General features: G+C 37.7%; 9 protein-coding genes. 4 read left to right on the top strand and 5 right to left on the bottom strand.

Annotated features, from left to right (window positions below; translation table 11 throughout):
- Positions 1–270: 270 nt before the first annotated feature.
- Both NT175_06860 and NT175_06855 read left to right on the top strand, forming a co-directional pair.
- Entirely contained in the window at positions 271–3,363 is a 3,093-nt protein-coding gene (locus tag NT175_06860; protein ID MCX6234434.1) for a TonB-dependent receptor, read from the top strand.
- A 54-nt stretch (positions 3,364–3,417) separates the two neighbouring features.
- Positions 3,418–4,932 (top strand): RagB/SusD family nutrient uptake outer membrane protein, encoded by a 1,515-nt coding sequence (locus tag NT175_06855; GenBank protein MCX6234433.1) that lies wholly within the window; start codon positions 3,418–3,420, stop codon positions 4,930–4,932.
- Positions 4,933–5,269: 337 nt separating this feature from the next.
- On the opposite strand, the gene NT175_06850 is transcribed toward NT175_06855, so the two are convergent.
- From NT175_06850 to NT175_06840, 3 genes are all read right to left on the bottom strand, one after another.
- Positions 5,270–6,706 carry a CapA family protein gene (locus NT175_06850; protein ID MCX6234432.1) on the bottom strand — a complete coding sequence of 479 codons (1,437 nt, stop codon included), beginning with the start codon at positions 6,704–6,706 and terminating at the stop codon, positions 5,270–5,272.
- Positions 6,646–9,573 (bottom strand): DUF3160 domain-containing protein, encoded by a 2,928-nt coding sequence (locus NT175_06845; protein MCX6234431.1) that lies wholly within the window; start codon positions 9,571–9,573, stop codon positions 6,646–6,648. Before NT175_06845 ends, NT175_06850 begins: the two co-directional genes overlap by 61 nt.
- A 217-nt stretch (positions 9,574–9,790) precedes the next feature.
- Complete coding sequence (locus NT175_06840) at positions 9,791–10,195, bottom strand: nuclear transport factor 2 family protein (GenBank protein ID MCX6234430.1); 405 nt, start codon at positions 10,193–10,195, stop codon at positions 9,791–9,793.
- A 298-nt stretch (positions 10,196–10,493) separates the two neighbouring features.
- Here NT175_06840 and NT175_06835 point away from each other — a divergent pair, with 298 nt between their 5' ends.
- Together NT175_06835 and NT175_06830 are read left to right on the top strand one after the other, a co-directional pair.
- Positions 10,494–11,213 (top strand): hypothetical protein, encoded by a 720-nt coding sequence (locus NT175_06835; GenBank protein ID MCX6234429.1) that lies wholly within the window; start codon positions 10,494–10,496, stop codon positions 11,211–11,213.
- A 210-nt stretch (positions 11,214–11,423) separates the two neighbouring features.
- The gene (locus NT175_06830; GenBank protein ID MCX6234428.1) at positions 11,424–11,939 is read left to right on the top strand and encodes a hypothetical protein; all 516 of its coding nucleotides are present in this window, start codon (positions 11,424–11,426) and stop codon (positions 11,937–11,939) included.
- A 120-nt stretch (positions 11,940–12,059) separates the two neighbouring features.
- On the opposite strand, the gene NT175_06825 is transcribed toward NT175_06830, so the two are convergent.
- On the bottom strand, positions 12,060–12,974 hold the full coding sequence (locus tag NT175_06825; protein ID MCX6234427.1) for a hypothetical protein: 915 nt from the start codon (positions 12,972–12,974) through the stop codon (positions 12,060–12,062).
- Positions 12,975–13,487: 513 nt separating this feature from the next.
- Positions 13,488–14,414: an AIPR family protein gene (locus NT175_06820; protein MCX6234426.1), complete on the bottom strand. Its 927-nt coding sequence runs from the start codon at positions 14,412–14,414 to the stop codon at positions 13,488–13,490.
- Between the last annotated feature and the right edge of the window lie 255 nt (positions 14,415–14,669).

The following is a 14,669-nucleotide window of genomic DNA, read 5'->3' as shown; positions in this document are numbered from 1 at the left end:
ATACAAAAAGTCAAAGAACGATTATAAGTCCAGCACCGTTTAGCCCAATATGATGAGGCTTTCGGAGCTGAAAATTTAAAGTATGGTTGTTTTGTCTTTCAAATTTCTAATAAATAAAAGTTTTTAGAGGTACCCTTATGTGTAAATAATACTGAATAACTTTTTCCGAATTGTCTTTTTTATGAATCCAGACGATTAAAACAAATTATCAAAAACCTAAATGAAAAACCTATGAGAACAGAATTTTACAATTATTTAAAAGTAAACACTATGGCAAAAAAATTCCTGTTAGTTATAGGAATTCTGTTGTTAAGTGTGTCATTTACTATTACTGCACAGCAGCAGTACAGCTATTCAGGAGCAGTTCATAGTAGTGACGGTGGACCTTTACCTGGCGTTAATGTTATCGAAAAGGGTACAACCAACGGAACAATGACGGACATCAATGGCAAATTCCTGTTGCATTCATCCAATGCATCCCTGGTACTAACCCTCTCCATGGTAGGTTATACTACCTATGAGAAAGAAATGAAGCAGGGAGAAACCGTTGATATCGCATTGGTTGAAAATATTATTGGCCTTGAGGAAGTTATCGTGATAGGTTATGGTACCCAAAAACGAGCGAATGTCACAGGTGCAATAGCAAATTTGAATGCCAAACAGCTCACCGAAGTCCCGGTTGCCACGGTTAATGAGGCATTGCAAGGTCGATTGACGGGTGTCAGTGTCACAAACAACTCTGGTTCACCCGGATCGGGTTTGAAGGTGGTGATCAGGGGTGTCGGTACCAATGGTAGCGCGCAGCCACTTTATGTGGTTGATGGAATCAGGACCGGGGATATTGATAATGTTGAACCTTATGATGTTGAATCCGTCGAGGTCCTGAAAGATGCAGCCTCTGCAGCCATATATGGGGCTGATGCTGCCAATGGTGTTATTCTCATTACCACAAAAAAAGGAGTGAAAACTACAGGAACTGGGACAGGACTGGTAAGCTATAATTTTCAAATCGGCACGCAGAGTATTGGCAAATATACTCATCCAATGGATGCTTCAAGTTATGCCACATGGGTAAATGAAGCTAATGTGGGTGTCGAAATCCCAACCAATAGCTCAATTAATACCAGTTGGATGGATGAGATCCAGCAAAATGCAATGCAACAAAGGCATCATCTTTCTTTCAGCAGGGCCACAAATTTGGGGTCTTACTATATATCAGGATCATACATGAATCAAGACGGTGTGGTTGGTGGCGATAAATCTAATTTAGAGCGTTTTACCTTGCGTACTAATGTAACACAACAGGTTAAAAATTGGTTGAAAGTCGGGACGAACCTGACATATTATCATTTCAGGCGCAATGCTATTACAGAAGACGATGAATTCGGGGGGCTCATTGCTTCGGCGTTAATGCTTGATCCACTGACACCGGTCATTTATGAAGGTGCTTTGTCCGATAATGCACAGAGTGCTTTGGACCAAGGATACACACTCGTACAGAACGGTGATGGAAAGTATTATGGCGTTTCAGATTATGTTAAAGGTGAGATCGCAAATCCATTAGCCCAGTTAGAGATCGCGAAAGGTTCTACCAAACAGGATAAATTTATGGGTAACATTTATGCAATCCTGGGTGGTGCAGCATGGAAAGGATTTTCTTTAACCACCAGGGCCAGTGTTGATGTCGCTAACCAGTTATTCCATACATGGTATCCTTCATTCTGGTTCTCATCCGAACGAATGAATACACAGGCCAATGTCAGAGATAATACGGATACATGGTCTACATGGATGTTGGAAAACTTCGTGACATACGATAGCATCTTTAATAATAAACACCATATTAATGTAATTGCAGGTATGTCGGCACAGCAATACACGCATAAATATCTGACTACTATCTCCGGACCCATTTTTGCCGAAGATGACAATTTTGCGGAACATGGTGATGTTGAAGTGGATGGAAAGGTGAGTGGCAGTCTTCGTGACGACAGGCTTGTATCCTACTTTGGACGGGCTTCCTATGAATATGATGGCAGATACCTTCTTAGTTTTGTTTTCCGTCGTGATGGAACGTCACTGCTGGGTACTGATAACAGGTGGGGAAATTTCCCGTCTGTTTCTGCAGGCTGGATCGTCACCGGTGAGGATTTCTGGAATGTTGATTTCGTCGATTTCCTGAAAATCAGAGCCTCATGGGGACAAAATGGTATGCTCTCAGGACTTGGTCCCGATCAGTTCAGGGCTTTAATTACTACTTCTGGAATTAAATACCCAAAACCTGGGGGCGGATTCTATACCGGTGCCGAACCGGAATTATTGGCTAACCCTGAACTTGTCTGGGCCACCAGCGAACAAGTTGACATCGGTTTGGATATGTACATGTGGGCAAACAGATTATCCTTTGGTTTCGACTATTTCAACAAGACTACAAAAGACCTTCTGACCCCAGGTACACCTCCTCTTTCAGTAGGTAATTATGCACCTTTTGTAAATGCCGGTGATGTAACCAATAAAGGTGTTGAATTTGAAATCGGTTTGAGGAAATATGAAAGTGCGTTCAAGTATGATATGAATTTTAACTTAACATGGTTGAATAACGAAGTTACTTACCTGAATCCATTACTCGACCGGGTCCAAGGTAACTCCGTCGGGACCGGATGGACCGCAACCTGGTTAGAATTGAATCAACCCGTATGGTATTTCCGTGGGTATAAAACCGATGGTATATTTCAAAATCAGCAACAAATTGATGCATACAAAGAGGCTAATGGCGGTTTAGCCGGTTACAATCCGGTTCCGGGTGATCCCGTTGTAGTTAATACCAATGGTGATAACCTGATCAATGATGAGGATCAGACTTCTATCGGTGATCCGCATCCGCACTTTATGTGGGGTGCTATATTCAACTTTGCCTATCATGGATTCGACCTGAGGTTATTCTTACAGGGAGTTCATGGTCAGGATATCCTCCTGGGCTGGAATCGTTACGACAGGTCTACTTCCAATAGGCCGCAATTTTTCTTTGATGATAGATGGACAGGCGAAGGCAGTACAAACGAACGGCCACGTGCTGACCAGTCCAATCCTTTTATCTATAACAGTGACCTGATGGTATATAAAGGTTCCTACGTCAGGATCAAGCAGATCCAGTTAGGTTATACACTTCCGGGAAAAGTAATGGACAAAATGAAAATACAAAACCTCAGGTTTTATGTGTCATTAGATGATTTCTTCACATTCACCAATTACCCGGGTATGGATCCCGAAGCAGGTTCCCCTGATGATAACAGCCAGGGAATAGACCGTGGATTATATCCTACACCCAGAACGTTTTTATTTGGGTTATCATGCTCTTTCTAATAAACCTAACAAGTTGAATAAAAATCCAAAATGTTTTACCAAAAATATATAAAAATGAAAATTCAATATAAAATACTGTTTGTCTTTGCAATGATTGTAGCAACTACTGCTTGCAAAAAAGACTTTTTAGATGTAGATCCAATCGGTAAAATGTCGGAAGACCTCTTTTACAATACTGATGAAGATGCTACAAAAGCCATCATGGCAACTTACGATATCCTTCAGTGGATGTATGCACGCGACTGGAACAGCGCTTACCTTGTAAAAACTTTCCCTTCTGATGAATCAAATGTAGGAGGTGGAGATGCAGGGGATCAGCCTCCTTTACAGGAAATGGGAAATTTCACCTATGGGGCCAGTAATGCTACCATCACAGCCGTATGGCAATCAAACTATTTTGGGATCTACAGGGCAAATAAAGTGATTACTAATGTGGAACCTGCCACAGACCTGCGTAAACAAATAATTGCAGAAGCCAAATTCTTACGGGCTTACTATTTTTTTGAAATTGTAAGCATGTTTGGGAAAGGCCCGTTGATGTTAACAGAGCCCGCTCCGAGTGAATATAACCAGCCCTTCAAATCAACTGGTGAACTTTACGCTCAGATCGAAACTGACCTGACAGAAGCAATAGCAGATCTGCCGGAGAAAAGCGAATATGACCCTGCAAATATTTTCAGGGCCTCGAAAGGAGCTGCATTGTCATTACTGGGAAAAGCTTACCTGTATCAGGAAAAATGGACTGAAGCTGCTCAAACATTTGAACAAGTGATCGTTTCGAATGAATATCAGTTGCAGGAAGATTACTCGACACTTTTTCTTAAAGAATCCGAATTTGGAGTTGAGTCAATTTTCGAAGTATCATGGGTAACTACCGAGGGATATGACTGGGGGACATTCCAATGGGGTGGTAACCGTGCCATGGAAAATAACATCACCTGGCAGCTTACGGGTCCGAGAGGTGACTATTTCGTGCCCGGAACGACAGGGTTGATCGGAGGATGGGGATTTAACTATCCAAATGATAATGCCTACCAGGTGTTTGTTGAAGCAGGAGACATAACAAGAAGACCGGCATCCATACTTTCTTTAGAAGATCTTCGTGCCCAGGGTGGTGATTGGACTAACGAGACATCCTGGGGATGGGATGGCTATATTCGCGTAAAATACGGCACCAGGTTAGATGAAACCAGTAACGCGGGCGGAGCCGTGGCTGAACTGAATTATGGCACCAATCTCCGCCTGCTAAGATATGCCGATGTTTTATTAATGGCTGCAGAAGCCAACTATCGTGCCGGCAATAATGGAAAAGCAGCAACCTATCTGAACCAGGTACGACAAAGAGCACACCTGGCACCTTATGCAGGAGATTTTTTCCAGGCACTTGTTAAAGAACGGCAAATGGAACTTTGCTTTGAGGCCGTGAGATTCCTTGACTTGATTAGATGGGGGATGGCAGCAGAGGTACTGGGCCCATTGGGATTTGCAGCCGGAAAAAATGAATTGTATCCCATCCCGCAAGATGAGATGAGGAACAATTCAAACGCTCAACAGAATCAAGGCTATTAATAAGCTCAGCTTATTAGGCAATACAGTTTTTGGGTTTTTACTATTGTATGGCAGGGCGCTAGTTAGTGCCCTGCATTTTTTTTACCCATTGAACTGAACCCTGGATTTTAATATAAAGGCTACTCCCCAAAAGTTTCACTCCAAACTGTAAGTTACATTTGCGCATTAAAGCATTCAACAAGAGTAAATATCCGGAAATTAAATTTGTAGAGCATTGCACTTATGAGTTTTTGGACAGCGGAATAACCATTAAGGTATACATTACACAAATTTATTTTATTTTTTTGCGATGACTATAAGCCTTTGGAAATCGACAATGTGCTGGCAAAGAGGGATATCATTTGCCAAACAATTTCTTGCAACTTTCACAAATTAGTGAATCATTTATTCCGGTGAATCCAAACCCATTCCATATATAAGCAGCTATATGTGTTTGGGTTGCTGTGCTATCAGGATTTACAAATGAATCTCCTCGATGCAATGCACACAACACTTTATTGTCAAGTGGGGATATAACAGCATCTAGTAATGGCCATGCCAATGCTGAACCACGCCACTTTGCTATAAGACCCTTATTATCTGCACTATATACATATGGTCTTAGGCTGATCTCTCCGTCTAAACTTGAATAGTGTCGTTCAAGAGTAAATAAATATTCATTTACTCCATCGAGCTTACTCGAAGTAATTGAAATGACTGATACCGGATGAGTTCTCCAGGTTTTTCCCCCATTTTGAAAGGCCTCCAAAATAATTTTATCTTGACAACTATCTGATATTGATAATGGCTTGAGGGTAAAACCATTTATATGTATCATACTACTTCTCAATGATAGAGGTTTTAAATTGAAGTTCCTATTTTCTGTAATTTCAGGGTAGAAAGAATTTGCTTTTGTATGAGTGATGATTCCATTACATTGATATTTCCCATTGCGAATACTAATATCAGCGATTAACCCCTCCTTCGTTCCTGGATATTTTTGGTCAAACAAATGGTTTCCAAGGGAGAAAAACACAGGTTTGTCTTCAATCATTTCAGGTTTTTGGATAACATGCGGATGGCTCCCTATAATTACATCAGCACCATTATTTACTAACCATTCGGCGGTTTCTCTTTGCTCTCTATTCGGCCACTCAAGCAATTCACTGCCCCAATGGATCGATACAATTACGATATTAGCCAAACAGCTTGCCAGCCTCAATTTCTGTTTTATTTCGATTGAAGAAATTTCATTTCTATTAAAGTCACGACCAAGTACTATATTAAGAGTCAACAAAGCAATAACAACATCTTTAATCGTGAAAAACTGCGGGGAATTATCAAAAAAAACGGGAGAAATGTTACAATTCCGAAGTGCCTCAATAGTTTTTTCTTTGCCTCCTTCGCCTAAATCACAACTATGATTGTTCTCAAGTGTGATAATCTTAAAACCAGCTTCACTGAGTAAGGAAATATGAGCATTTTCTACATTAAAGACTGGTGAACCTGAATTAGATGGTAATTGGTCCTCATATTTACCAACGGCGCCCTCTAAATTGCCTATGACAAGGTCAGCCGATTGAAAAAGAGGTTTCAAATCTTCCCATGGAGAAGTATTTCGGATTTTAAATTCTGCTCTTACATTGCGTGAAAGTAAAATGTCACCTACAAATAAAATATGTATTTCCGGATAATCCTTCTTACAACCTTGAGCAATAATGACAAAAAGGGAAATTAATAGCAGGTTTGTGGTCTTCCAGAGGCACTTTGATAAGTTATATATGGTTTGATCCATGATAATATTTCTTGTGAATTTACTTTCTCCCGCCATTCACTATCACTTAGAATTTGATTTGAAGGGAATTCATAATAAGAGTAAATTGAACCTTTAACAATTTGATGCCTTCCGTAAAAAGGTACAATATAGTTCCATTCCGTTGCATTTCCGACAGCAGCCATCAGGTAATGAGTAATAATACCATCATCCGCAACATCGGCAATTTTTGCAATAGGATCCGGGTTCGAAAGAGCGTAATCTTTGTTCGAAAGACTATTGAACACCAAAAACAAATGTTCACCTGCGCTGGCTACATAAAGAATTTTTTCATTTTCCTCGTTAGTAAGTGCCTCACCCTTTCTTTCCTTTTCAGCCATTAATTGAAAAGTACGTGCTTCTTGAGCAGCTTCTTTCAATCTCCCAATTATACCATCATACAAAGAACGATTTTCAGGACCATCTGATTCTTGTATATCAGACTTATCAGCGGTACTTTTTGGGACATGATTAATTGCACTCTCAAATAAACCTGCTATCGTTGCAAACGTAAAAGGATCTGGTTCCACATAACCTCGTGGTGCTCTCATTAAAATTTCTTCAAAACCACCTTCACCACACTCTGCTGCACTTCTTTCATTTACCAGGATAGTTGCATGCCTGAGCGTAGCCCAGGTTGCCAATCCTGTTTGTAAACGCTTGGTTTGCCATATTTCTCTATCTATAGCTCCATTTGTTGAATTAACTGTATCTGCCCATTGAACCGCGATTGCGTTAATCCATTGATTATACAGGTTATCCTTTAAATCAGATTCACTGGCATTTTCTTTAAAATTTCCCTTTAAATTTTGGATTACTTTCCGCAATGGTGGGTAATTTTTGTAATCCGAATCTAACAAATTCTCAGCAAAACTATTACCGAATGCAGCAGCCAAATCCAAACCAGATGGAAGTAGTCTTGGACCATTGGGGCCAGTTACCTGAAGTTCTGATGGAAAATTTCTATGATATACGGTCGAATAAAAAATTTCATTATCAAATCCCCATGACAATGGAAAAATAGTTAAATCCATGCCTGGATATTGGCAATAATCAGGGATATCTCTTTTTAGATTGTTCCAAACCAAAGGTGACCTTGAAGGAGAAATAAATCCATAATAGCTTTCGATCCATTTTTCTGCATACCTGATGATTTCTTTAGGCATTATGTTTAATTCTTTTAAAGCCTCGTGTTTCAATTCGTAAATAGTAGTAAAATAGCGAAATGCCTTGAAGTATTTTTCCATTTCAGGCGTTGAAGTATAATGACCTCTTGGTTTTAAATCAGAATATGCGTATTTTTTATTTATAATTTCGGTAAAACAATCCCTTTCGTTTTGAATTCTGACGACTTCCGGATTTTGAGTATTTCCTGAATAAAAATCTTTAAGTGCTGTGAAAACAGGAGCCCAGGTTAAATTCTTATTTGTGTTTTTAATATATGCATCAGCTTCATTGACAAACTTCCAAAAGTTCGGTATTGCCTCATCCCGTTCTTTAACAATAAATAGCCCCTGGTATGCTGCACCAAACAATTCCCAAAAAATATCGGTTGTCACCAGATAAGGTCTGGTAGGCGAGTTCCTGTCATAACTATTACAATAGTAGTTTTCAGATTCATATAATTTATAAAGTTGATCTTCAAGATTAGGCCGAAATAAACCAAAATGTTTTTCAAATAAATTAATTTCTTCAGTGGTTTCTGCAAACATCCAGGCATTAATGACATCTGCTAATGGTAGATCAATAGGCACGTAATTCAAGGTGTATTGTCCATCTGACATTGTCAACCCGACAACTCCTTTTCCATCTGGCACGGATGATGGCGTTGAAATGAAAAGATATTCAGGTATTTGAATCTCTTCCTTTTTTGTAGATAGAAGATAAACCCCAATTCCGGATTTATCTTTTTGCCAATGGAGAACACCTAAACCATTGGGGGTTGGAGTAATAGTGCCAATGTTGCTTACTGCAATATTCAGTGGCTTAAAATCACCCCAATACTGGGAATCATATCTTGCTACAAAGAAGTTATTACTCTTGTTCTCCCAAATCAATTGATGTCCTGCAGGATGGAAAGCAATCGGTAATGCCCAATCAGCTTCCATCCTACTTGGTTCTGCGCCGGCATCTTCAAAGTTTGTGAATGTACCGGCTGGCCCAATAACCTGATAAAAACGACTGCCATTTTCAGTAACGGAAACTATCCTGTATGATTTGTCACCATTATCCATTCCGAAAAATATACGGTAGGAATAATAGTCTTGTCTGCTCTTATTATCATAGCCAATAATGAAAGGCTGAGGGCATAATATAAGCCTTCTTAACTCTTTTGGTGAAGAAAAAATGCTATTTATAATCCAACCTTTATTATTCCTTTGAATCCTAAATATTTGATAATTTGCTTTCCTTTTCCCCATTATAAAAAAGGCCATTGCTTTAGGATGCCAGGCAATAGAATTAGCTTTAAATCCATCCGGCAATTGGCAACTATCGCAAATTTCATTTTTCCCGATTTGCCAAAACTTAATGAAATCATTTCCATCCGTGTCTTCGACAATAGCTGCTACATAAAATCCTGTTGGTGAAACTTCAAAATCAATTACTTTCTCAGAATTTTGAAATGTAAAGGACTGAGCAGTATTTGGAGAAGTTAATACGGCTATCTCAGGAATATCAAATACCCCATCCATAATGCCGCTGGTATCGCTGCATTTATTTTCAAAATTATTGGTATTTTGTTGTTTACTTTTTGATTGATTTGAACAAGAATAGAGTATTAAACTGATGGAGATAAGTGCTTGTAGAAAAGGATTAAGTCTAAAATTATTCATTTTTAATGCAATCATATTTTTTTCATTGAATTGTGTTATGGCATTTGACAATATTTGAGTCTCAACAATCAGTTTCCATTTCCAATAAACACCGTACCACTGATTATATTTTTTAATTTAGAATACCACCATTTTGTAATGCATCTGCTTATATTCCTCTCTTAATTCCTTTCGTGTTTTCATTCATGTGGTGCTTTTGAGTTGTGAATTACGTTCACGTGCAAGCGCTATATTATTTATTCTTATCAATTATCTTAAGCAGTTTTGAATAATCACAATATACCTGCCAGTGCTTTATCTTATTATTTTCGACTATTGCTTTCCATGCTGCCGGAATTCTCCAGAAATTACTATTCGATTCATCTTTAATATTTTTGTAAGTCGCACTTGCATATCCAAATAACCCAATAATCGAGTCATTCACAATGATATCTGAAATGTCAATCTTATAATCAGGAAATAAAGCATAATAGCCTTTCCAACCATCTTTCATCCCTTTTTTACCAACATATTTATCTCCACAAGCATCAATAAAGATATGATCTTCTGACATTAAGTCAACTATTTTATCTATGTTATGATCATTAATTGCATCAACAAATCTGATCACAATAGCTTTGTCCGAGCCTTTTCCCATCCTTGTTTTTATTCGTGAAACTCAAATTTTACAGACAAAGCACTGAAAAATTTGAATCTTATTGATTTAACCGTAAAGAGCTAAAAGGGATTTAAAAATTACCTTTCTCAATATTTTTTGGGTTTGTCATCCTTATATTTTATGTTTGTTATAAAGTTAATGAATTTTGTCTGCAATATATATATAGTTCGATTTTTTAGTAATTATTTTATAACTAATTTGTTTAATGGATGTCTGACAAGTGATAGACTTCAAATTTGCAGTCTATCTAGTAGTTAGGCAGCTCAATGTAAATATTATGGATCAACAAGAAAAAACAGTCGAAAAATATTTGCTTGCACTCTCAATAGGGGAAGTAAAGTTTGAACCTCAAGGTTACAAAAAACCTCCAGATTTCAGTTTAAATTCAAGTATTGGGATTGAGGTGAGGCGGTTAAATGAAAATTTCTTTGATGGTGAAAAATCAAGTGGTTTAGAAGAGCTTTCTATTTCACTTCACAATATTCTTAAACAAGTGCTCGAATCATTTGATAAAAAATTCGATGGACATTCTTACTACGTTGGTATTATGTATAAACGTCCTTTTCAAGGAAATCGTAAGAGTACCGTCAGAGATATGACGAATGCATTGGAAAGTTTTATTAATGGTAAGAGGGAGGTGCCTTGTGAGTTGTATGTCAATGATAATATTACATTTGACATTTTTCCATCTAAAATTGTTTCTAATCGCGTCTTTCGTCATGCAATAAGTTCAGATGACGATAGTGGTGGATTGGTTGTTCAGATGTACATACAAAATATTTTACATTGTATTCAGCAAAAGAAAACTAAAATTGAGCCATGTAAACATCTATATAAGGATTGGTGGTTGGTTCTTGTTGATATAATGATGTCATGGAATCTTGAACCATATGAAGTTGAAGAAATTAAGACTGGTATTACTGACCGTGGAGGTTTCAATAAAATAATTATTTTGGATTATTTTGGAGATAATTGTCTATTAGAACTAAGCTCATAATTTATTTACAAAAGGATGAGCTGCCTAACCAGTCGCTCAAGCTGATTTGCAATAGCGCGGTGAAAATTTTGTATTCAGATTAAAAATATTTTCATGCTGTCGGTAATTCATATATCAACAAACATTTTACTAACGTTCTGAACATTGCAAACAGCTTAGCTCCAGTCCGTTAGGCATCCGAGGCATCATAATATTTGGAGGAATCACCCAATGAGAAAGTTTACTAAAATCCTTGCTTCACTTATTCTGGTTTCTTTCCCGGCTTTAGCACAACAACCAACCTTTCAGGATACCTTACTTGATCATCTGATCGGTAAGTGGGTTCTTCAGGGCACCATTGCCGGACGAGAGACGACGCACGATATTACCGCAGAGTGGGTGCTGGGCCATCAGTATGTGCGACTATACGAAGTGTCGCGCGAGAAGGACGCCAATGGTCAGGCGGCGTATGAAGCGATTGTCTTCATCGGCTGGGATCAGTCGACGGGCCAGTACGCTTGCCTGTGGCTCGACTCAACCGGTGGCGGTGGCCTCTCGGCTCAGGCCATCGGCCATGCAAAACCCAGTGGTGATGAGATAGCGTTCTTGTTTAAGGGCAGCGACGGCAGTATCTTCCACACCACCTTCTCATACAATAAAGCCGCCGACTCCTGGCAGTGGCTGATGGATAGTGAAGAGGGCGGGAAGCTTCAGCCTTTTGCACGGGTAACACTCACAAGGAAATAGTTTTAAAGGTGCCCGGTATCGACCAGGCCTCTGAATCGATTGGCGCTTAATAAGTAAGGCTTCATAGCTAATCCCGCCGCAATGCGGATAAGGCTGCGCCACATGAAGCCTCATATATTATTAACCGTTTCTTAATTTTTTCATTGCTTCTTTAACATTCATTATCTGATATTTCTCCTCATTTACCTTCTTTACCACATAGGATAATATTATATCAATCATTTCTGCTTTTTGTAAGCATTCTTCATCTGAAAAACTGTGAATTCCGCCTGATAATTGTTCATAAAGTAATCTAATTGGATTGTCTCCTAATTCTGTAAGTGATTTTGGTAGAAATTTATTTACTACATCAATCAAATTTGCCATTTGATGGTCAGATTCAAATGATTTCAGGGCTTCTTTTATTTTCTCAGCTCCTTCAAAATCCATTGTTGAAATATCCTCAATAATCCGTTTAATCTCGTTTTCTATTATTCTCCTAAAATATGCATATGCTCCAATACCATAACTAATAGAAAGGTTTGCTAATGCCTTCTTATAATTATCGAAATCTTCTTTAATTAAATACTTCTCAACAATCTTATCAGGTGATATTTCATACGGTGGAAATTGACCTATTTTTTGGATATAAATATTTAATCCATTTTCTCTTTCATCCCAGGATTTATCTGAATATGCTTGTACCAAAAAATCAATAGTTGCTCCACACGACTGACATCTTCCGATAAGTTGTATTGTAAGATTTAATGATTTTGTTTTCTCGTCAAAATAAATTGGAAGTTTATCAGAATTGAGCATGTTATTGATACTTCTATCAAACATTGAATCCTTATAGTACAATTCCGTTCTGAATGTTTGAGTTTCTTTTTCAATAGGACATTTGAATTTGAAAGGTTTGTCTTTAAAATCTAATGGATTTGAATAGTTATTATCATTTTTCTCAAAATCTGAAACTGTCATGATTTTATAATATAGAGGTTTCTTTGCTAAAAAATCCCCAAATTCAGAATCAGCAATAATGTTCATTTTTTTCATATAAGGTTCTGTTTACTGTGCTTATTGAAATGGTTGCAAACATACGTCTGCAACTGTAGTGCGGATTTTAGAAAGCTTTATATGCGAGTTAAGTTTTCATGTTTTGTAGACCAACCACCTTTCTTAACCGACAAATCCCACATTGCCCGTTTGCCGGCTTGTTGCACTAAATCATTCCCCCAGGCTCTGTGAAATGTAGTATAAGTGATTTTAACCACAAAATCTTTATACTATAAAAAATGCTTCGTCTAAATTAAGGATAAAAGCGTTCACTATTGTTGAACAGGTGTGCCATAAAATTTGCGGTTTCGGCAAACTGTTCGAGGAACTTTAGAATACGAGCGTTCTAAGCGGGCAATTGAAGTTTTACCGGAGGTATCTTCCCAAGCTGTGTAAGACGGATTCATAGCTTGTTCCGACGCAATCCCTGAACTTGTTTCAGTGTATGTCGAGATTAGGCTGGCACTATACGATGCCTTACTTATGGCGGATGGAATACTGTTATTCATTTTCCTAGAGTCCGAGCTTGAAAAATGAATTGAGGTCTCCTATTAGCGAACCTCCCTTATAGTAACCATTCCAATTTGCCTCAACAATTCTTTGTCCCGTTGTGCTATCAAAAATACTTGTAAAGAAACCTTCATTGTGTTTTTGGTTTCTTGCAAAACTCTCAAAGTCCAACCATTTGTTTAATACCATCTTTAAATTGCGTTCAATCACTTCATCAAATGTTTCGGCTTTTATATCGTCAGTAAATTTATTTGCAATAACAGAAGTAACAGCGTATCTTCTGTAGCTAACAGCATTGCCGAAAGAACCAGAGATTTGAGGAATTTTTTCATAAGTTTTATAGACGAATACATATTTTCTGTAGGCGGAAATATTAGGTAAGATATCATCAAAGGTGTTTTTATTAAATAATTTTCCTTGTCCACTGCGTCTGGCTACTGATGGATTATTTTGTGCTGATAAACAAATTCTCAAAAATAACTCACGATCAATAATTTCATCACTGTCAATATATCCTTTTCGCAGCCCATCTTCGTATTCTCCTCGTTTTCTTTCATAATACAATCCGAACTCTTTAAAAATTGCTCGTTGTAACTCAACTTGAACTTTGTCATTTGCTCGTCTGTCTGCTTCTGTTACTGGTGATTGTTGATTTGTGGCAATAGAAATATCTTCTATTAGTTTTAATCTATTTCCATTGAGCGTACTTTGCAAAGTATTTTCATCACTGAATGTTATAATTTTTAGTAAAACTTCTTTATTGTTGAAAATATCTATAGTTGTGCTATTCTTTATACACTCCTCATAAATTATACTTAGTGTATATGCTGTTTGTCCCCCGTTAATAATTTGTGGATTTGTAACAATTACTTCAGCTCTATTCTTTCTTCCAACTTTATCACTATAATCCGTCTTGTCAGATAACATCATAGATTTTCACGTTAGTAATTACCCGTATTTTTATTACCTTGATTTACCCTTTTATTATTGCTTACGCTCAGATATACAATAAGATATCGCATTTACCCGTCCGTCTTCTTATTTTTGTATACGGCATATTAAAAATTTAACCTGTTATTCAGTAATTATTATCATCTTCATTGTATAGTTTTAAAAAGTATAAACATTTCAACCATAGATTGTTAATAAATACCATGTATTGTGTTGCCCAGATTATAAATAATT

The organism is Bacteroidota bacterium (genome assembly GCA_026391695.1).
Classification (GTDB): Bacteria; Bacteroidota; Bacteroidia; order Bacteroidales; family JAGONC01; genus JAPLDP01.
This window is presented reverse-complemented; position numbering and strand designations above follow the sequence as displayed.